Origin of the sequence: Calothrix sp. 336/3 (assembly GCF_000734895.2) — a bacterium.
Taxonomy (GTDB): Bacteria; Cyanobacteriota; Cyanobacteriia; order Cyanobacteriales; family Nostocaceae; genus 336-3.
Genome location: NZ_CP011382.1, coordinates 4,057,212 through 4,077,145, shown reverse-complemented (window position 1 = coordinate 4,077,145; position 19,934 = coordinate 4,057,212). Strand labels below are relative to the sequence as shown.

18 protein-coding genes and 1 tRNA gene are annotated in these 19,934 nt (G+C 40.7%); 13 read left to right on the top strand and 6 right to left on the bottom strand.

Going from position 1 to position 19,934, the window contains the following annotated elements; translation table 11 throughout:
* Position 1: 1 nt before the first annotated feature.
* Complete coding sequence (locus IJ00_RS17000) at positions 2–706, bottom strand: hypothetical protein (protein WP_035154782.1); 705 nt, start codon at positions 704–706, stop codon at positions 2–4.
* Between the two features lie 218 nt (positions 707–924).
* On the opposite strand from IJ00_RS17000, the gene IJ00_RS16995 reads away from it, so the two are divergent.
* Positions 925–997: transfer RNA gene (locus IJ00_RS16995), tRNA-Ile, on the top strand.
* 192 nt (positions 998–1,189) lie between these two features.
* Here the strand turns inward: IJ00_RS16995 and IJ00_RS16990 are convergent.
* Complete coding sequence (locus tag IJ00_RS16990) at positions 1,190–1,624, bottom strand: hypothetical protein (protein WP_035154779.1); 435 nt, start codon at positions 1,622–1,624, stop codon at positions 1,190–1,192.
* 95 nt (positions 1,625–1,719) lie between these two features.
* On the opposite strand from IJ00_RS16990, the gene pyrE reads away from it, so the two are divergent.
* Positions 1,720–2,340: an orotate phosphoribosyltransferase gene (pyrE, locus tag IJ00_RS16985; RefSeq protein WP_035154777.1), complete on the top strand. Its 621-nt coding sequence runs from the start codon at positions 1,720–1,722 to the stop codon at positions 2,338–2,340.
* 66 nt (positions 2,341–2,406) lie between these two features.
* Here pyrE and IJ00_RS16980 read toward each other — a convergent pair whose 3' ends face one another.
* A complete protein-coding gene (locus tag IJ00_RS16980; RefSeq protein WP_035154775.1) occupies positions 2,407–3,615 on the bottom strand; it encodes a serine/threonine-protein kinase in 1,209 nt (402 codons plus the stop codon).
* 202 nt (positions 3,616–3,817) lie between these two features.
* Here IJ00_RS16980 and IJ00_RS16975 point away from each other — a divergent pair, with 202 nt between their 5' ends.
* On the top strand, positions 3,818–4,468 hold the full coding sequence (locus IJ00_RS16975) for a triacylglycerol lipase (protein ID WP_035159197.1): 651 nt from the start codon (positions 3,818–3,820) through the stop codon (positions 4,466–4,468).
* Here the strand turns inward: IJ00_RS16975 and IJ00_RS16970 are convergent.
* A complete protein-coding gene (locus IJ00_RS16970; RefSeq protein WP_035159196.1) occupies positions 4,416–4,850 on the bottom strand; it encodes a VOC family protein in 435 nt (144 codons plus the stop codon). The two genes, IJ00_RS16975 and IJ00_RS16970, sit on opposite strands and share 53 nt — an antisense overlap.
* Positions 4,851–4,959: 109 nt before the next feature.
* Here IJ00_RS16970 and IJ00_RS16965 point away from each other — a divergent pair, with 109 nt between their 5' ends.
* The 9 genes from IJ00_RS16965 (at position 4,960) to IJ00_RS27170 (ending at position 16,572) form a co-directional block, all read left to right on the top strand.
* A complete protein-coding gene (locus IJ00_RS16965) occupies positions 4,960–5,439 on the top strand; it encodes an MEKHLA domain-containing protein (protein ID WP_035154774.1) in 480 nt (159 codons plus the stop codon).
* Between the two features lie 46 nt (positions 5,440–5,485).
* Entirely contained in the window at positions 5,486–6,598 is a 1,113-nt protein-coding gene (locus tag IJ00_RS16960; RefSeq protein ID WP_035154773.1) for an alpha-hydroxy acid oxidase, read from the top strand.
* A 333-nt stretch (positions 6,599–6,931) separates the two neighbouring features.
* Entirely contained in the window at positions 6,932–8,131 is a 1,200-nt protein-coding gene (locus tag IJ00_RS16955; protein ID WP_035154772.1) for an ABC transporter substrate-binding protein, read from the top strand.
* A 2-nt stretch (positions 8,132–8,133) separates the two neighbouring features.
* Positions 8,134–9,084, top strand: coding sequence for a branched-chain amino acid ABC transporter permease (locus IJ00_RS16950; protein ID WP_035154771.1), 951 nt, complete (start codon positions 8,134–8,136; stop codon positions 9,082–9,084).
* 28 nt (positions 9,085–9,112) lie between these two features.
* Positions 9,113–10,033 carry a branched-chain amino acid ABC transporter permease gene (locus IJ00_RS16945; RefSeq protein WP_035154769.1) on the top strand — a complete coding sequence of 307 codons (921 nt, stop codon included), beginning with the start codon at positions 9,113–9,115 and terminating at the stop codon, positions 10,031–10,033.
* Between the two features lie 14 nt (positions 10,034–10,047).
* Complete coding sequence (locus IJ00_RS16940; RefSeq protein WP_035154767.1) at positions 10,048–10,809, top strand: ABC transporter ATP-binding protein; 762 nt, start codon at positions 10,048–10,050, stop codon at positions 10,807–10,809.
* Between the two features lie 242 nt (positions 10,810–11,051).
* On the top strand, positions 11,052–11,774 hold the full coding sequence (locus tag IJ00_RS16935; protein ID WP_035154763.1) for an ABC transporter ATP-binding protein: 723 nt from the start codon (positions 11,052–11,054) through the stop codon (positions 11,772–11,774).
* 36 nt (positions 11,775–11,810) lie between these two features.
* Positions 11,811–12,311, top strand: coding sequence for a hypothetical protein (locus IJ00_RS16930; protein ID WP_035154760.1), 501 nt, complete (start codon positions 11,811–11,813; stop codon positions 12,309–12,311).
* A gap of 448 nt (positions 12,312–12,759) precedes the next feature.
* Complete coding sequence (locus IJ00_RS27170; protein ID WP_052754479.1) at positions 12,760–16,572, top strand: substrate-binding domain-containing protein; 3,813 nt, start codon at positions 12,760–12,762, stop codon at positions 16,570–16,572.
* 69 nt (positions 16,573–16,641) lie between these two features.
* Here IJ00_RS27170 and IJ00_RS16920 read toward each other — a convergent pair whose 3' ends face one another.
* Together IJ00_RS16920 and IJ00_RS16915 are read right to left on the bottom strand one after the other, a co-directional pair.
* Positions 16,642–17,574: an ABC transporter ATP-binding protein gene (locus IJ00_RS16920; protein WP_046814839.1), complete on the bottom strand. Its 933-nt coding sequence runs from the start codon at positions 17,572–17,574 to the stop codon at positions 16,642–16,644.
* Between the two features lie 127 nt (positions 17,575–17,701).
* Positions 17,702–18,475: an ABC transporter permease gene (locus tag IJ00_RS16915; protein ID WP_035154757.1), complete on the bottom strand. Its 774-nt coding sequence runs from the start codon at positions 18,473–18,475 to the stop codon at positions 17,702–17,704.
* Between the two features lie 734 nt (positions 18,476–19,209).
* Here IJ00_RS16915 and IJ00_RS16910 point away from each other — a divergent pair.
* Positions 19,210–19,806 carry a DUF6658 family protein gene (locus IJ00_RS16910; RefSeq protein WP_035154754.1) on the top strand — a complete coding sequence of 199 codons (597 nt, stop codon included), beginning with the start codon at positions 19,210–19,212 and terminating at the stop codon, positions 19,804–19,806.
* The last annotated feature ends 128 nt before the right edge of the window (positions 19,807–19,934 follow it).

Here is a 19,934-nt window from a genome sequence, read left to right as displayed (position 1 = left end):
ATTACTGTTTTTCGACAGGAACATTAGATACCTGTAACTTCAGTTTTTGTGCAGGATAATCTGTCAGCGACAAGGAAATCCGATTCACGTCATCTAACAAAGCAGTGGGAATACTCACCGTACCAGAAAATGTGGAACTATTCGCAGGCAACTCTGCTGGTAAACCTTCCGTACTTGCGCTCAGGGTTCTGCCTTTATCATCGGTGACATCTAGAAAACTATAAAGAAAGCGAACCGTATCCACACTTTTGTTTTGCATTTTCACTCTCAGCTGTAACGCACCCCCAGAGTAACGTGCAGACTGTACAGCAAAGCTAACACCTTCACTTTCAGAATTAATCGGAAAACCTGCTTGGGGTTTTTCTTCTACCTCTGCTTCTGGGGTTTCCTGGGAAATTTCTGGTTTATTTTCTTCAATTTCCTCTTCTTCGTCTTTCTTGTCGGATTTCGCTGCTTTCGTCTTACCCTCAATCCGTGCTTTGACGATTTTCAATATCTCTTCCTCTTTCAAGAAAGTCACCGCTCCATTGGGATTATTACTCGTCTTACTACTGGTAAACTTACTCGTCGGACGAGAATCGGGTGCAGTCACCCCTTTGAGTGCTGCACTACCCAGGGTAAATCCCCAAAATGCGCTCACAGAACCAGCACCCAACATTAGAGTTAACAGAGTTAAAGTCAGAAGTACAGTGGAATTTAGTCTCATTGCTGACAAGCTAGGGCAGAAAAATACTGCTTTTAATATATAAGGACTGAAGTTTTTAGCCCCTCGACTCCGCTCAGGGCTATCTCCATTTCTCAAAGGAACTTAATTAATATTAGTCTCCTCTTTCCCCAGATTGAATGTTGTGAACAAAAATCTGCTAAACTCCCATAAAGGTATACACAATTGCAAAAACTCACGCTACAATAGTCAAGATTCTTCCAGGGTTGGCCGAGCGGTTGAGGCAGCGAACTCATAATTCGCGTTAGGCAGGTTCAACTCCTGCACCCTGGATTGCTATTCCAGACAAAGCATTCACAAGATTGTGACAGTAGGAAATTGTCTCAAAATATCCTGTTCTCGTCACGATTGTGATAAGTCCTACGACTAAACAATCTCTGGTCAATTTATCCTAATGCTGTGTCTAGGGCAGGTAGAATACCTAGCCCCAGGATTGGGGATAATTGGTTTTCCCCAACAGCACTCCTAACGATTGGACATATCATCAAATCGAAATTCTGTACCAGTTTTCAGCTTGTTAGCATTCATCCTGGGAGACATGAGAACAGAACTTGTGTAGGGATTAGGTAAATCTGGGGTACGAATGTAGGGATCGTAGGTTGCTTGTTGATGCATAATGTCCCGATACAGGGTATTAACTAACTCTGCATCCCTAGCAATTTCATGCTCAGGGAAACCGCTACGTAAGCGTGAACCAGTACCTAAAATTAAATTCAAATCTCGGCGACTGCTAGTATTACCATAAAAATTAGGGTCATTTTTGTAAAAAGCCCGTTCAAATACATCACTTGTTGTTTCATAATTAGATGTTTCTGTGTCAGCGACTGCTACAGATGGCAAGAATGTAGCTGTAGCGAAAAGCACTAGCAAGCTAGTCATCGCTTTCAACCTTAAAGTCATGTCTTATGCTCCGTTGGTGTTAACTTAAACTTGTCTTTGTCTTCTGAACTCCTAGAGTTCAACCATTGGTGTAGCACAACTTTAACCGTTTTGTAATGACTGAAAAAACTGAAATCCTGACTACGACAGATGTTTGGGCAAATACTGCGGATTTAAAAACTCTCCGTGGGCGACTGCTTGATTTGTTTTGTCAGCTAGCATACAAGGAAGGGGATTTTGTTCTCTCTTCCGGACAACCTAGCACTTACTATATCAATGGCAAGCAGGTAACACTCCATCCTCAAGGTGCTTTGGCGATCGCCCGGATTTTGATATCTTTATTACCTACGGATACGGATGCAGTGGCGGGCTTAACTTTGGGAGCAGACCCCATTGTTAGTGCTGTCAGCGTGATTTCTGTCTATGAGAATCGACCAATTCCAGCCCTCATTGTCCGTAAGGAAGCCAAGGGACATGGTACTCAAGCATACATTGAAGGTCCCATTTTACCCCCTGGAGCCAAGGTGGTTGTGTTGGAAGATGTCGTGACTACAGGACAGTCTGCAATGAAGGCTGTGGAGAGACTGAGAGCAGCAAACTATACTGTAGACCTAGTAATTTCCCTGGTAGACCGTCAACAAGGAGGAGCGGAATTCTACGAATCTGTAGGGTTAAATTTTGTCTCAGTATTTACGATTGAGGATATGCAGAAACGATATAAACAACTGGCAAGTTGAGATTTGATAATTGGTTTTTCTAGATATCTTGCTGGTTGACGAAGGATTATGGAATTTTGAATTGTCTTAACTTTCGTTATTAGAATATTTAGCCCGTAATTCTTCCAGTTCATCATCAATTTTACTTTTGGGTGAGGGAGTTGATGATGTCGGGGAATTACTGGTTTTGCTCCCAGGTTTATTAATCCCCGTAAACATAGTTTTAATTTCATCTAACTCTTGGTCGATGCGGGAGTTGGTTGGGTTATTTGTAGGATTTAAATTAACAGGATTGGGGGGAGAAACTTCTGTATTATTGGCAACAGAGGTAGGTGGAGCAGAGATTTGGGTTGCTGCCATGGTTGACTGGGGAACAACAAAATTGGTTTTGATAGGTGGAGAAATGACTGAAGAGGAAGATGGTTGATTTAAAATTTGTAAGATTTCTGCAACAGTTTGATAACGACGAGCCGGAATACTTTCCAGCATCCTATCAAAGATGTCACCTAAATCTTTACTAATAGGATTTGCCAGATATTCTCGCCAAATCCAAGTATCATGATTGATATCGTAAAGGTCAAAGGGCGATCGCCCAGTTAACAGCTTTAAACAAGTTGCTCCCAAGCTATAAATATCACTGGCAAAAATTGCCTGTCCGCGAATTTGTTCTGGTGCTACATATTCTGGACTGCCGATGCTTGTACCTGTACGATTGAGAGCAGTATGGGTGACAACCTTGGAAGCACCAAAATCCACGACTACAGGTTTGCGATCGCTACCCCGACGAATGATATTTTCTGGTTTAATATCTCGATGAATTACCTGCTGTGCGTGGCAAAATTGTAATACGGGCAATAAATCATCTAATAGCTGACGGATACGTACTTCATTATATACACCCCCATCAGCGAGTTCCTGGGCTAGGTTTTGTCCATCAATAAATTCTTGTACTAAATACTGGCGATCGTCTTGGGTGAAATAAGCAAGTAATTCTGGGATTTGGGGGTGCTTTCCTAACTCATCCAATCGCATCGCTTCTTGGTTAAACAGTTCCACCGCTTTTTGTACCGTACTTGTACCCTGGGCTTGGGGGTAAAATTGTTTAATCACGCAACGGGGTTTGGATGGTTTATCCTCATCCACTGCCACAAAAGTACGACCAAAACCACCCTGTCCGATGGGTTTAATGGCACGGTAGCGTTCTTTGAGGAGTAATTTAGAACCACAAGTTAGGCAAAAATTGCCAGCGTTAGTATTTTGAGGCTTGGGACATTGAGGATTAAGGCAGTAGCTCATGTGATGGATAGAGGAATACCTGTTATCATTTTGCCCTATCTGACAGAGCGATGACGTGAATATTTTTGACTAGACAACTTCAATGGGTTAACTCTTCTCCTGACTGGAAAACAGCCACTCAGGGGACTGTCATAGCCATCTTGTGCAATCTTACACCCTTCAGTTAAATTTTGTACAAACCTCAATCCGATGAATGGCATCCATGAATAGCATTACAGACAAGCGTAACCCTGTATTATTGGTACATGGCATTTTTGATACGGGGCGAGTCTTCTACAGAATGGTACTCGATTTGACTCGCAAGGGCTGGAATGTTCACACCATCGATTTAAAGCCTAACTGTGGGGAAGTTGGTTTGGATGAATTAGCCCAGCAAATCAAGAAATATATTGATAAAAATTTTGCCCCAGAACAACCCATAGATATTGTTGGTTTTAGTATGGGAGGTATTGTCAGTCGTTATTATGTCCAGCGTTTAGGGGGAATTCAGCGAACACAACGCTTCATCACGATTTCCTCACCCCACAATGGTACATGGATTGCCTATTTACGTCCGGGTATTGGTTGTTCGCAAATGCGCCCCAATAGCGAATTTTTAGCAGACTTAAATCAGGATATACATATCCTAGAAAAAGTCCAATTTACTTCCATGTGGACTCCCTATGATTTAATGATTCTGCCTCCACAAAGCTCACAGGTTCCTGTGGGAGAAGAAGTGATTTTACCTGTTATGCTCCATGCGTGGATGATTAAGGATACTCAAAGCATCGAAAAAGTCGGGGAAATTCTCAAAACACCCCTTATTCAGGACGAGTGTCACCAATTTGCTGATGTTGCCCACCACCAAAAATAGCTTCATGGTGACGGTAGTATTTATATTCCATCAAATTATAGAAAGGGTCTTCTAAGAAAAAAGTCCGATGTTCTAACTGAGTATTAACAAAACGCTCTTTCGCCTCTTCTCGAAATAACAAATTATTTTTTTGTGCCCTTTGCAGTAAATTTTCCCAGGCTGACTCATCAGTGAAAATTAAACCAAAATGTCTGGGATAAATACCCTTTTGGGGGATGAGTTTTTCTTTGGTGATGTGTCCTACTAATTGATGTCCATAGAGGTTGAGAATCAGAGCGTGGGGATTTTCTCGACCAGGAATACAACCCAACCCATCTACATAGTATGTTTTCGCTTGGGTGATGTCTGTAATTGGGAAAGCAAGGTGAAATATTGGCATCATATCAGAGGGGAAGGGTGTCAGGGAAAGGTGGAGAGTTTTTAATTCTCTTTTGCCCATTTCATGGGATACTTAATATTCTAGTCAATGCTTGTGATTTTTCTCTCTATCTATGAGTAATGATAATCAACTTCCGTGGCAGCAGGAATCGATAATTATCCACACCCAGCGCATCCTTAAAAGTCATCAGCATTGGTTAGGATACCCGTTGTTAGATTGCCATGGTTCCTTAGAAGATATTGCTTATCAATTATTTACCGCAAACTTTGTCGTGATTTCCCATGGTACAGAAAGTGACCCAATTTTTAACTATGGCAATCAAAAAGCTCTCGATGTCTTGGAATTGTCTTGGCAGGAATTAATCCAAACTCCATCTCGCAAATCTGCCGAGGCAGGGGAACAACAGGAACGTAATAAATTGATTGCCAGTGCGGCTAGTAGCGGTATTCGGAAATGGTCGGGAGTCAGAATTTCCCAGACTGGAAAACGCTTTGCTATTCAAGAAGCAGTGATTTTTAATGTGCTAGATGAGGAAATGCAATGTTCTGGACAGGTTTGTTGTTTTGATAATTATGAGTGTCTAAATAATTAAAATAGGACTTACCTCACGATTTATTCTCTATTTTCTATATTCCTCCGTGAACTACTATTCCCAACCAATTAATATCTTTGAATATGAGCAATTAGCGGCAGAATCTTTGTCGAAAATGGCTTGGGATTATTATGTGAGCGGAGCGTGGGATGAAATTACTTTAGGGGATAATCATGCTGCCTTTGAAAGAATCCGGTTTCGTCCCCGTGTGTTGGTTGATGTGAGCGATCGCCACTTGGAAACCACTATTTTGGGGCAATCCCTGGCTTTACCCTTATTAATTGCTCCCATGGCATTTCAATGTTTAGCCCATCCAGAGGGAGAAATTGCCACTGCAACCGCAGCATCCCAGGGGAATGTGGGGATGGTTTTGAGTACGATGTCTAATAAAAATCTCGAAGAAGTCGCCACTGCATATCAGACTTCTCAAAATTCCCCAATTTCCACACCCCTATGGTTTCAATTATATGTGCATCGTGACCGGGGACTGACTCGCGCCTTGGTGGAGCGTGCCTATGCTGCGGGTTACAATGCACTGTGTGTGACAGTTGATGCACCTGTCCTGGGGGTGCGAGAGCGGGATAAACGTAATCAGTTAACGCTACCGGAGAATTTACAACTGGCAAATTTAGCGACGCTTTCCGGGTTAAATATTCCAGAAACCCAGGGAGAATCTGGACTTTTTGCCTATTTTGCCCAGCAACTCGACCCAGCAGTCACCTGGCGAGATTTAGAATGGTTACAGTCTTTATCCCCCCTACCCTTGGTGGTGAAAGGTATTTTACGGGGTGATGATGCAGTCAGAGCAGTGGAATGTGGTGCAAGGGCGATCGCTGTCTCCAATCATGGAGGAAGACAATTAGATGGGGCGATCGCCTCGGTTGATGCATTGGTAGAAGTGGTGACGGCTGTAGATGGGCGGGCTGAAGTAATAATTGATGGTGGTATTCGTCGCGGTACGGATATTCTAAAAGCTTTGGCAATGGGAGCAAAGGCTGTCATGATAGGTCGCCCAGTGCTTTGGGGATTGGCAGTGAATGGTCAAGCTGGTGTGTGCGATGTGCTAAAAATTATCCGAGAGGAGCTAGATGTTGCCATGGCTCTGTGCGGTTGTACCCATGTGGCAAATATTGGCGATATTTTGCAGTTTGAGAAGTAGATAGCAATTTTTTCTAAAATTTTCCCTAAATCCTATGATTTAATTAACTCTGATCGCAACTACACAAATTTGCGAATTCTGGGCAGTGCCGTTTGTATTTAATGACGTTGCTGATTGCGGTATGAATTTTGATTGTCGTGCTGTAGCTTGCTTTTAGGAAGAAGTAGGTAGCAAACGCGGAAGTATAGCCAAGCTAACACTTCATTAGGTTACGTACCCTAGGGAAGCTGCACAAGCGTCTACAAAATGAGAAATGCATATCATCATTGATGCAACATCTATTTAATTTATGTCAGTAAAACATTCCTTTAATTACTAGTTAGTTATTCAATCATGCAAAAACGTACAACAGCAATTTTCGCAGCTTTTACCCTCTCCTTGGTGGCTTGTAGCAGCCAAACCAGCACTAACACCAGCACTTCTAATACTTCGACATCCACTACCATCCCCCTAGGATTGGCTTATGCTCAAACCAGTAATGTTGCCTTACTAGGGCAAGAAATCGCCGATGGTGCGAAAATTGCCGAGAAATATTTCAATGACAAAGGTGGAATTAATGGTACACCGATTAAGTTAGTTCTCCAGGATACTGGTGGTGATGAAGCAGGAGCCATTAACGCTTTCCAAACATTAATTAATAAAGATAAAGTCGTGGGAATTGTGGGTCCTACCCTTTCCCAGCAAGCTTTCAGTGCTGCACCCGTAGCAAATCGCGCTCAAGTTCCCATGGTGAGTGCATCGAATACAGCTAAAGGAATTCCCGAAATTGGTGACTATATTGCCCGTGTTTCTGCACCCAGTTCTGTGGTTGCTCCGAATTCCGTGAAAGCCGCATTAAAGATGAATCCCAAGATTAAGAAAGTTGCGGTTTTTTATGCACAAAATGATGCTTTTAGCAAGTCAGAAACGGAGTTTTTCCAAAAGACAGTAAAAGACCAAAAGTTAGATTTAGTTACTGTCCAAAAATTTCAAACTACAGATACTGATTTTCAAAGTCAGGCAACCAATGCCATGAATTTAAAGCCAGATTTAATCATTGTTTCTGGGTTAACTACCGATGGGGGAAACTTAGTCAAACAACTGCGAGAATTGGGTTATAAAGGGACAATTATTGGCGGAAATGGGATGAATACATCCAATGTTTTTCCCATCTGTCAAGCTTTATGTGATGGGATTTTAGTTGCCCAAGCCTATAGTCCCAGTCAAGTTGGTGTCATCAATCAAGATTTTCGCAAAATCTATCAACAACAGTTTAAAAAAGAACCACCACAAATTAGCGCTCAAGCATTTACTGCGGTACAAGTTTATGTAGATGCACTGAAAACCCTAGATAAAAAATCTCCAGTGAGTAAATTACCTTTGGGTGAATTACGCATCAAATTAAATAAAGAAATTCTAGCTGGTAAATACGAAACTCCCCTAGGAAATATTGCTTTCACACCTGTAGGAGAAGTAATTCAGCAGGAATTTTATGTGGCACAAATTAAAATGAATCAAGATGGTAAAACTGGTAAATTTGAATATCTCAAATAGCTATGGATTTCAACCTATTTTTACAGAATTTTCTGAATGGATTGTCCATTGGTAGTGTCTATGCCATTTTTGCCTTGGGATACACATTAGTTTATTCCATTTTAGGTATTATTAACCTTGCCCATGGTGCAGTATTTACCTTGGGCGCATATTTTACCTATGCATTAATGGGTAGTAAATTTGGCTTTAATGGGGTATTAGCAAATGCAGCTTTACCGATACAATTACCCTTTACAATTGCTTTAATTCTCGGCAGTATCCTGGCAGGAATTGTGGGGGTATTAGTAGAGAGAATTGCTTTTTTACCCCTGAGGAAACGTAATTCTGACCCTCTGCTGACGGTAGTTTCCAGTTTGGGTGTGGGAGTAGTAATTGTCAATGTGATTCAATATTTAGTTGGGGCAGAAAGTTATACTTTCCCCGCAGATACCTACGGTAATTTACCTTCAGCGATTAATTTTGGTACGGAAGCTAACCCGATTCCGATTCGGACTGTACAAATATTTATCTTTGTCGTATCGATGGTATTTGTGGGCATCCTCACTTACTTTATCAATAAGACAAAATATGGTAAAGCTATGCAGGCGATCGCCGAGGATGTGACGACTTCTAGCTTATTAGGAATTAACTGCGATCGCTTTATCATGCTCACCTTTTTTATCAGCAGTTTCCTTGCCGGATTAGCTGGTACTTTAGTTGCTTCTAGTATAAGTGTTGCTGGTCCATATTTTGGTATTGGGTTTGGTTTGCGGGGATTAGCAGTGATTGTTTTAGGTGGGTTAGGTAGTATTCCCGGTGCAGTAATTGGAGGTTTAATTATTGGCATTGTGGAAGCATTTGTTCCTACGGAATATTCTGGATATAAAGATGCAGTTTCCTTCGGAATTTTGTTCATCATGCTATTAGTTCGTCCCCAGGGATTGCTAGGGCGAAAATTTGTCCAAAAGGTTTAGATATCATTTGCTATGAGGTAAATATATTTTGATTGATTTTTTCTCTACTTACGGTTCCCTGATAGTTTCTATGGTACTGGGGGCATTGCTAGGACTATCTCTATACTTACCTTTAATGGCTGGACAATTATCCTTAGCAAGTCCCGGTTTTTATGCTTTGGGTGGTTATATTGCCGCTATATTATCCACACAGGTATTTAAATTTGAGGGTACGAATTTTCCTGTATACCTGTTAATTATTGAGATGGTAATTGCTGGTATTATCTCAGGTTTGCTAGGGATAGCAATTGGGATTCCCGCATTACGTTTACGAGGTATTTATCTGGCGATCGCCACTATTGCTTTTGTGGAAGTATTGCGAGTCATTGCCCTGAATTTAGAAATTACTGGGGGTGCAATTGGTATTTTTAATATTCCCCAACCCTACAGCAATCCTCTGGAATATCTCTGGATTGCCTTACCCCTACTCATCCTTACCATGGTAATTATCTACCGCTTAGAAAATGTGCGTGTAGGTAGGGCATTAATTGCAATTCGTGAGGATGAATTAGCTGCCGGTTCCATGGGAATTAATCCCACCTATTATAAGGTTTTAGCCTTTACTTTAGGGGCAATTTTAGCGGGAATTATTGGTGCATTAAGTGCCCATTTTTTGAATACCTGGAATTCTCGTCAAGGAACATTTGATTCAAGTATTATTTACTTGACATTTGTATTAATTGGTGGTTCGAGAACTTTTTGGGGTTCCGTGGTTGGGGGAATGGTATTTACTGCTTTACCAGAAATGTTGAAGAATTTAGCTGATACTGCGGGTTTACCCCTGTGGTTAGCACAGTTTTTCCGAGATGGCAGATTAATTATTTTTGGTGTCTTAATTGTTCTGGGAACGATATTTTTCCCCCAAGGTTGGGTGACTCCAGATATGTTCAAAAGAATCAAAAAATCATAAATAGAAGATGGATAATGGGTACTATTTTAGTAGCGGAAAAACTCACTCGCAATTTTGGTGGATTAGTTGCAGTCAATCAAGTTTCTTTTAGTGTGAATCAAGGGGAAATATTTGGTTTAATTGGTCCTAATGGTGCCGGAAAAACAACTCTATTTAATTTAATTACTGGTTTAATTCCTCCTTCTAGCGGTAATTTAAGTTATCAAAATCAAGAAATTTCTCAACTCCGTCCCCATGAAATTGCAGCCCTAGGGATAGCTCGAACTTTTCAAAATATTCGTCTGTTTGGTGAGCTTTCCGCCTTAGATAATGTCATCATTGCCCGACATTTACACACAAAAAGTAATGTTTTGATGAGCGTTTTAGGTGTACCATCGGCACAACGTCAAGAACAAACCAGCAAAGTCAAAGCTTTAGAGTTATTAGGGTTAGTCGGTTTAAAAGAACGACAAAATGAGAAAGCAAAAAACTTTGCCTATGGTGATCAAAGACGTTTGGAAATTGCCCGTGCTTTAGCCTTAGAACCACAAATTTTACTATTAGATGAACCTGCTGCGGGGATGAATCCGAGTGAGAAACAACAACTCAGTGATTTTATCCGCAGTCTGCGCGATCGCTACAATTTAACTATCATTTTGATTGAACACCACGTTCCCTTGGTGATGGGTTTGTGTGATCGCATTGCGGTGCTAGATTTTGGACAATTAATTGCTTTGGGTGAACCTGCGGTGGTACGAGATGATCCAGCAGTGATTGAAGCTTATTTAGGTGAGTAGTGAGTAGTGAGTAATGAGTAATGAGTAATTTGTAGGATGGGTTAGCGGTAGTGTAACTCATATGGGCGTTACATTTCATACTTCACCCGAACGTACCCGCATCTTATATTTAATTCTACTCAGCTACTTAGGTAATAAAAATTCGACTACAAAATCTCTACTTCATACAATTTATATATAGATGATATCTCATGGTATCTCCTAGGTTAAATAGTCATATCTAGAATAATCACTAAAGACAAATGAATGCGACAAAATATCCAATTTTACAAATAGAAAAGCTATATGTTAATTATGGTGGTATCCAAGCCTTAAAAGATATTAATTTAGTTGTGAATAACGGTGAAGTTGTCACCTTAGTAGGGGCAAATGGAGCCGGAAAAACAACTACTCTAAGAGCTATTTCTAAAATTATTAATCCCAAAAGTGGAGAAATTATTTATAGCGGGCGAAATATTACGAAACGTCAACCCCATGAAGTTGTACAGTTAGGTATTGCCCACTCCCCGGAAGGTAGAAGAGTTTTAGCCAAACAAACAGTATTAGATAATCTGCTTTTAGGTGCTTATATTCGTCATGATCAAGAGGCAATTAAAGCCGATATTCAACATCAATTTGATTTATTTCCACGATTAGCTCAAAGACGTAACCAACTAGCAGGAACCTTGAGTGGTGGTGAACAACAAATGTTGGCGATCGCCCGTGCTTTAATGAGTAAACCCCAACTACTATTATTAGATGAACCGAGTTTAGGTTTGGCTCCGGCAATCGTGCGAGAAATCTTTACAATTATTGAAAATTTACGTGCCACAGGGGTAACTATATTATTAGTAGAGCAAAACGCTAATCTTGCCCTGCAAATTGCCGATAGAGGTTATGTGTTAGATGCAGGTTCTATTACCCTTTCCGGTGCTGCTGCGGAATTATTAACTGATGAAAGAGTCCGGAAAGCCTATTTAGGTTAAGCATATTAGTTTAAGATCAACCTAATGCCCTAATTTATGAACCGAAGCTGGATTTCTCATTTTCCCCTCCAGAAAATATCCCTCATTTCTCTCTCTGCGATTACCAGCATTACCTTTTCTTTGCCAGAATTACCCACCCATGCTGCTCTAAAAGTTGATACTCAAGCTTGTGTTAATTCTGTGAAAACTGCTCGTCGGCAAATTCAAGCTCAACCTAGTCTCAAACTAGTAGCAGTCAAAAGAGAAAATATCACCCCAATCTATAGTGATGCACCCAAAAATAAACCCTTTGGATATAGTTTTCTATTTGAAGGAAAGGGTGGAGAAAAATTTATGGAGTCTTCCTCCAAATTACAGAGGGCGATCGCCAGCAAACTCATGAAAACTTGCCCCAATGTCAGTTATGTGAAATTTGGGATGAATCGCTCTGACTTTTACTCCTCCTGGGGATTAGTTAGGGGTAAAGTTAAACCCTTTGATTGTGTGACTCCTGCTCCAGGGGTAAAACTGCGCTGGGGACAAATTTTATGTCCTTAATATAGATTAACCTAATGGAAATTCTGTCGATGTAGCCGATATTTTGTACCGACAAAATTCCATATTATCAGGTGCGTGAGAACAGAGTTCAAAACGCACCAACCCTTGATAAATATTGTATGGGAGAAAGTATAACGCGCTTTAGGTATATTTTCCCTGTTAACAAAAAATATAGACATAAGTATAGAGAAGAATTTTCTCACACCCTGACTAGAAGCCAATTTAGGCACTTATTATCAATACTTTAAAAAAAATCAACAATATGTTAACCCTGTTGCAATCCAAGATAGAGTGAAGGCAGGGTATTGTAAAGATTAATATCTACAAGAACTTCAGAAAAAGACCATAGAGATGTATAATTAGCGCGTCTTCTACAGAAAAAGATGGCGTTGAAGACTGACCAATTTTTACTTTATTTATTTTCTCTCTAGCTGAGTTTCAGAGGCATATGTGGCAAAAAGAAAAGAATGATCATCCAATAGTCAGTCTGGCATTGTTGCTTGCCTTAGCAGCTACTCCGATGGCTGCAACTCTGGTGTTGTCAGACTCCACATTAGCAAATTCATCAAACGAAACACCATCATTTCCCCTACCAACAAACGTACCCAGTGGTACAACCGTGCGGATAGATGGTTCGAGTAGTATGACAACAATTAACCAAACCCTCAAACAGAGTTTTCAGAAGCGATTTCCGGGAACTCAGGTAGAGGTGGCAACTAATGGAACAGATGCAGCTCTGACAGCCTTAAAAGAAGGGAAAATAGATTTAGCAGCAATTGGCAGAGGTTTAACACCAGAAGAAAAAAACCAAGGTTTAGAACAATTACGGGTACATCGGGAAAAAATTGCTCTGATAGTGAGTAGTGAAAACCCCTTTAAAGGCAACTTGACAAGTAAGCAATTTGCCCAAATTTTCCGAGGAGAAATTACAAATTGGTCGCAGGTTGGGGGAAAATCTGGAAAGATTCGCATTATTGACCGTCCAGAGATTAGTGATACTCGTCAATCTCTGAAAAATTATCCCGCATTTCAAACTGCCAAGTTTACGACTGGTAAAACCGCCACCCAACTGTCAGAAGATAATACAGCTGCGGTAATTAGAGAGTTAGGAAAAGACGGAATTAGCTACGTTTTAGCCAATCAAGTCGCTCAATTACCGGGGGTAAGGGTATTGTCAATGCATAATACTTTACCGGATAGTCCGAGGTATCCTTTTTCCCAACCCTTAGTATATGTTTATAAGAAAACTCCTAATACAAGTGTCAGTAGCTATCTGGGTTTTGCCAGTAGTAATGATGGAGTCGCAGCTGTCAGAGAAGCCAGAAAAGCAGAAGCAGCATCTGTGGCGATCGCTATTTCTTCCAGCAGCGCGATCGCTAGCAATAGCACCACCAACACATTAGTTACACCCTCTGCAACCCCAGTCACAGCAAATAATGGGGTGACAACACCTATTGCACAAGTCACAGATTCACCAATATCAACTCCCCTCGCAACCACGGAAGCAAATCCCCTCGCAACCACAGAATCCACTACCGTCTCTACACCGGAAGTTACCAGCAACGCGACAGTACCAGAAGCTAGTAACAATACAACAAATAGCAATAATGCAAATAGTCAATCAAACCCTCTGTGGTGGATTTGGATTCCCTTTGTCGCTTTAGGGGGTTTATTCTTGGGGTGGTTGATGAGAAAACCTGCGAAAAAACCGGAAACTACTTCCGATTCCGAAACCATCACACCAAATTCTGATTTAACTCCCACCGTTGCTTCTAATTCCGAAACTGTTACACCGAATCCTGATTTAAATCCCACCGTTAGTTCAAATTTAGCTCCCACCACTCCAGTCAATATCAACCCTGCCACAGCCACAGCTGTAGGTCTTGGTACAATTGGTGCAACAGTTGCAGCTGCTAATTTATTCGATGGGGAAACCCAAGCACAAATTCCACCAACAAATCAGCAATTAGACGGGGAAACAGAAACACAAATTTCCTCAATTGATGGAGAAACAGAGCTACAATTTCCCAGCATCACACCTAGCTCTCAAAGGAAAAATTTAGATGATCCTGGATTTGATTTAGAAGCACCCATCTCAGTTGTCAATGCTTCCTATCCAGAGTTAGGGAATGTACCCTATACACCACAAACACCATCCGCAAATTTTGATTTAGAAGCTCCCACTATTTTTAATCCTGTGAGCAGTGATGTGGAAGCTCCTACAATCTTTAACCCTGTTAGTGGGAATGTAGATGAAGAACCTACAGCTTTTAATCCTCTGACTACAAGTAATGATGGGGAAGCTCCCACTGTTTTTAATCCTGTGAGCAGTGATGTGGAAGCTCCTACTATCTTTAACCCTGTCAGTGGTAATACAGATGAAGAACCTACGGCTTTTAATCCCCTGACTACAAGTAATGATGTGGAAGCTCCCACTGTCTTTAATCCTGTGAGCAGTGATGTGGAAGCTCCGACAATCTTTAACCCTGTCAGTGGTAATGCAGATGAAGTACCTACAGCGTTTAATCCCCTGACTACAAGTAATGATGGGGAAGCTCCCACTGTTTTTAATCCTGTCAGTGGTAATAACGATGTAGAAGCTCCCACCATTTTTAATCCTGTGAGCAGTGATGTGGAAGCTCCGACAATCTTTAACCCTGTCAGTGGTAATGCAGATGAAGTACCTACAGCGTTTAATCCCCTGACTACAAGTAATGATGGGGAAGCTCCCACTGTTTTTAATCCTGTCAGTGGTAATAACGATGTGGAAGCTCCTACAGTATTTAATCCAGTATCAGAATCCAATCCAGCAGACAACAATATTATTAATCCCATCACGGGAGCGATCGCGGGTGTTGCCATTGGTGGAGCGGCGATCGCGTCACAAATCTTCAATAATCAGTCAGAAACAGCAGTCACCCCAGAATCATCATCAGAAAATTCCCAAACACAACCATCCTATCCCCCCCTACCAGATATCTGGGAAGAACCTGTAAATAATCAGGAAAACACTACTCAAATCCCAGATTTACCAAATGTCGAAGTCAAAACCTCCTCTGACTGGCAAGATATACCCGTTGCCACCAATCCAGATGTAGCAGATGTGCCCTCTGCGGAAATTATACAACCCCCAACAGCCGAGGAGAGCAACGCAGAAACGCCAAGCCCTACCACCGACACACCCTTAGAAAACAGCCCCAACCTTTCCGGTGCAGTCATTGCTGGAGGTGCAGCTATCCTGGGTGGAATGGCAATCGGTTCCCAACTCTCCAATTCCGACAACAGCGAGACTGACAAATCGGAAGCATCAAAAGTCAAAGATAATACCGAAATACAGTCTATAAATAGTCAAGAATACGCACCTTTACCAGACCTTTGGGAAGATAATGCTTCTCAGGAAACACCAATACAGCTAAAAGAAGAAGTCATCAATCCCATTCGGGCATCAGAACCCCAGACTACTACTTTTATAGTTGATAAAACATTAGATATTGATGCTTCCCCAGAGACAAAACCGTCAGTAATTTCTGATACAGCCTTAGAAGAGGTTGCAGACAACGCAGAACCCCACACAATAGCACAAGAGGTTATGCAGAAAGACTTTGATACCATAGCTCAGGTTTCACCTAGTGGTGTTAATACATATACATCTGCCACTTCACAGGTTAATAATACAACCTCTGACACTGATAATAGTGAGAAACTTGAATTATCACCACGAACACCAAAATGGGCATATGCTTCTTGGCAAGTGAGTGAGGAAAGCAAACTAAAATTACGTAATCAAGGAAATCCCCAATTAGCTCTGCGACTCTACGATGTCACCGATATTGATTTGAGTTATCAGCAACCCAAGTTTATTCAATCCTATGATTGTGAAATGACAGTAGACGATCGCTATGTAGCCATTCCGGAGAGCGATCGCACTTACATGGCAGAGCTTGGTTATTTAAATCCAGACAATACCTGGACAAGATTAGCACGTTCCCAATCCGTTCGCATATTTAGCAGACCAGAAACAGATTTTTGGTTCATTGCAGATGCAGAATTAATCATTCATGGAGCAACAGAAGCAGGAGCAAATGTTTCCGTCGCTGGAAATCCGGTGAAAATGAAACCCGATGGTACTTTCCATCTGCGTATTCCCTTCACAGGTAACTCCATCAACTACGTGATGACAGCAACTCGCTCCGATGGGAAACAAAAAATCATTCAAATGAGTTTTTCCCAAGATAATCCCGAAACGAAAGGTAATGGGTAACAGGTAATGGGTAATGGGTAAACAGTTAAGAAAGAAACTATCCTCTCTTGCTGTTTCCTCACCCCTCCCTTACACCACTCGACTTAACTGATAACGAGTCAAAGATAAATGCTCTGCTTGAGTTAATTCCAGATAAATATGCTCCAACCGTACTGGTTGACGGCAGATAGAATTAATGGTGATTCCTTCAAACTGGGCAATAATATCCTTTAATTCCCAATGCTCCGGGAGCCAAAAAGCCAAATCATTGCCATAACGTCGAGGAGTAAAACCACAATCTATTGCGCGGGCGATCGCCTCCTCTTCATCCTGGGTTTGTACCACAATAATTTCCTTCGCTGGGATACAAAGACGCAAATATTCTAAACTACCTTCCGCTAAAATATAACCCTGTTTCAAAATTCCAATCCGATTACATAGACGCTCCGCTTCATCTAATAAATGCGTCGTCAGTAAAATCGTAATTCCCTGATTTTTTAAATTTCTAATTAATTCCCAAATCTCATATCTTGCCTCAATATCTAAACCAGTAGTTGGTTCATCTAAAATTACCAATTTTGGCTGATGTATTAAAGCCACTGCAATATTTAATCGTCTCTGCATCCCCCCACTTAAGGTTTCTACTGGACTTTTTGCCCTATCCAATAAATTTACTGCCTCAAGTACTTTCTCTATCTTCTCCTTTCTCTCTTGCCTACTCAAACCATAAATTTGGGCAAAGAAATTGAGATTTTCTTCACAAGAAAGACTTTTATACAGCAAATTCTCTTGAGGCGCAATCCCGATTAAATGTTTACTTTTAGCAGAAATGGGCTGATGATTAATTAATAAACTTCCACTATCAGCCCTGACTAAATTACAAATAATATTAATTGTAGTGGTTTTCCCTGCACCATTCGCACCCAGTAAACCGTAAACCTCTCCAGAAGCAATATTAAAACTCAAATTTTGCAGAACTCTGCGTTTACCGTAAGATTTATTCAGATTTTCAATACTTAGCATAATTTAAGAAATAGGAAAGGGTAGAGATAAGCAGATTCGCAAATCAATTATCAGGAAAATAAATGCCCAAAGCCTTTTATTGTCAGCATTTTACCTGCTATTTTGTACTTTACAGGAACTGCTATCACTATAATCTTTTCTCTGTAGCTAACATCCGATGATAAGATAACCAACCACCAATCACCATTGCCACGGAAAAACCAATTAAAAACTGTAGATGGGAGGCAATATCATTCACCTGATTACCCCCTACAGATACACCTAAAAGTGCTTGATTCATATGGTAAATCGGATTAACCTTAGCAATATCTAAAAGCACCTTGGGTAAAAAAGTTGTCGGGAAAAATGCCCCACCCAGAATCAATAAAGGTACACCAAATGCTGCAACCAAAGAATTCACATCTTCAGTTCTGCGCGCTAATTGTGTACCTAAAATAAACCCCAAACCAACATAAGCAATAATACTTAACAAAACAATCATGATTCCCAACAAAATAGAACCTTTAAAAGTCGCACCCCAAAATGCCGCGATCGCGTAAATTAATAAAGCCTGTCCAATACCGATGCAACTATGAGCTAAAAAAATACCTAGAAAGTAAGCAGTACCACTTAAAGGAGAAATGAATAGACGCTTTAAGGTTTGCTGTTCCCGCTCTGCAACCACTGTAGCCACACTACCACCCAAGCAGCTAAAAAACAATGCAGAACCCACCAAAGTCGAAGGAGCAGAATACTCAAACCCCTTATCTGTAGTGATTTTCATACTTTCTGCTAAAACAAAACCATTAATCAGCAGCACAGATACAGGAAAAATAATCCAAAAAACCAGACTGCGTTTACGTCGCAACAACTCTAGCAAAATGCGTTGGGCGATCGCTATCATTTCCTGCCAGTTTTTCATGGGTGACGATGTTTAAGGTAAAAGGTACATTTCCAACTCACCAGAGTCATCTGTGATTCCTCATAGCTCTTGGTTTCGGGTTTGATTAAGTATCAAAGCTATCCCATAGATATTTTCAGTTACTGTGACTCAAGGGCAAGTTGTAGAACAAGATACCTCAAATACGGTATCTCTGTTAAGTTTTATTTCTTGATTTATCCTACTCTGTTTCTGCACGGTTCACGAAGCACAACCCAGTCTATCTTGAAAATAGCGAGAAAAAGTCTTTCACCTCACAAGTGGGAATTTCCCCAACTTTATCTCCCAAATTGCTACCTGATAAAATCAGTATTATTCACCCACTACAGCGACTCAGAATTTATTCGTCAAATAGACATTGCATAAATGCAGGATGATGTTGGTTATGCCATGGTAAGTAGAGCAATGGAAAACCTGAGTATCGTGTGTCCATTCGGACTCCGTATCTCTTGAGATTCTTCCTTCCCTAAATTTTGTTCGGAATGACAAATCATCCATAAAATCAGTAATACCGTTAAATAAATCGGAGGAGTCAAGAAATAGAGTTTCTATCTTTTTTCGATTTCTTTCCAACCCCCGCATCATTTTCTAGCCAGAATATACTTCTCTGGTTATATATTTTGGACATATAATCAATTATATGTTGCAACTTCGGCTAGATATAAATAGTAATTTTAATTATTACTATGAGTAACTATCAGAGATGGAGCAAACACATGAAAAAATTAATTTCTTTATTCCAAAATATCCGATTAGGGAAAGTATTCGCTGCTGCCGTAGCTTGTACTTTTCTATTTTTTACCCAAGCTTGTAGTTCTGTTGCAGCAACAACTCCTAACCCTAACAGAGCAAATTCAGAAATTTCCGTACCTAAAGGAGATGGAATCTATTCAACCTATGAAGGTGGAATGAATAGTTTTAGTGATGTCGATCCTCGCTCAAAATCAGCAATCGACGCAGCCAAAAGAAAAACAAAAGTATTGAAAGAACAAGCAGAATATAACCAGGAAAAACAGACAAATAATATTGCCAAAGCTGCTAACAGAGTCGCCAAAGACTCTAGCAAGCTCGGAGAAAACATTGAAGACAAAGTTGACGATATTACAGGTAAACTCAAAGATACAAGCGAAGATGTCGCAAAGGGCACTAAGGAAGGGTTAGAAAATATCAAAGATAACCTTACAAATGCGCGTAGTTCTTTACAAGACACTGCCTTAAAAACTGCCGACAATCCTATTGAAAGTGCTCAGGAAGCTGCCCATGATGCGGCAACAGCTTGGAATAAATACACCAGAGAAGCAAATAATTCCTAGTTAGCAGTATAGTTCAGTTAATCATCTTTTGATATATCAGATAAACCAGAACGAGAAAAGCCATAATATTGGACTTACATAACAAAATATTGTGTGAACCGACTCAATCTTTCTCTGTTCTATGCTTG

Excerpts from the sequence above, each read along its gene's own strand:
- IJ00_RS17000 (WP_035154782.1), bottom strand. The coding sequence starts at position 706 with ATGAGACTAAATTCCACTGTACTTCTGACTTTAACTCTGTTAACTCTA.
- IJ00_RS16990 (WP_035154779.1), bottom strand. The coding sequence starts at position 1,624 with ATGACTTTAAGGTTGAAAGCGATGACTAGCTTGCTAGTGCTTTTCGCT.
- pyrE (WP_035154777.1), top strand. The coding sequence starts at position 1,720 with ATGACTGAAAAAACTGAAATCCTGACTACGACAGATGTTTGGGCAAAT.
- IJ00_RS16980 (WP_035154775.1), bottom strand. The coding sequence starts at position 3,615 with ATGAGCTACTGCCTTAATCCTCAATGTCCCAAGCCTCAAAATACTAAC.
- IJ00_RS16975 (WP_035159197.1), top strand. The coding sequence starts at position 3,818 with ATGAATAGCATTACAGACAAGCGTAACCCTGTATTATTGGTACATGGC.
- IJ00_RS16970 (WP_035159196.1), bottom strand. The coding sequence starts at position 4,850 with ATGATGCCAATATTTCACCTTGCTTTCCCAATTACAGACATCACCCAA.
- IJ00_RS16965 (WP_035154774.1), top strand. The coding sequence starts at position 4,960 with ATGAGTAATGATAATCAACTTCCGTGGCAGCAGGAATCGATAATTATC.
- IJ00_RS16955 (WP_035154772.1), top strand. The coding sequence starts at position 6,932 with ATGCAAAAACGTACAACAGCAATTTTCGCAGCTTTTACCCTCTCCTTG.
- IJ00_RS16950 (WP_035154771.1), top strand. The coding sequence starts at position 8,134 with ATGGATTTCAACCTATTTTTACAGAATTTTCTGAATGGATTGTCCATT.
- IJ00_RS16940 (WP_035154767.1), top strand. The coding sequence starts at position 10,048 with ATGGGTACTATTTTAGTAGCGGAAAAACTCACTCGCAATTTTGGTGGA.
- IJ00_RS16935 (WP_035154763.1), top strand. The coding sequence starts at position 11,052 with ATGAATGCGACAAAATATCCAATTTTACAAATAGAAAAGCTATATGTT.
- IJ00_RS16930 (WP_035154760.1), top strand. The coding sequence starts at position 11,811 with ATGAACCGAAGCTGGATTTCTCATTTTCCCCTCCAGAAAATATCCCTC.
- IJ00_RS27170 (WP_052754479.1), top strand. The coding sequence starts at position 12,760 with ATGTGGCAAAAAGAAAAGAATGATCATCCAATAGTCAGTCTGGCATTG.
- IJ00_RS16920 (WP_046814839.1), bottom strand. The coding sequence starts at position 17,574 with ATGCTAAGTATTGAAAATCTGAATAAATCTTACGGTAAACGCAGAGTT.
- IJ00_RS16915 (WP_035154757.1), bottom strand. The coding sequence starts at position 18,475 with ATGAAAAACTGGCAGGAAATGATAGCGATCGCCCAACGCATTTTGCTA.
- IJ00_RS16910 (WP_035154754.1), top strand. The coding sequence starts at position 19,210 with ATGAAAAAATTAATTTCTTTATTCCAAAATATCCGATTAGGGAAAGTA.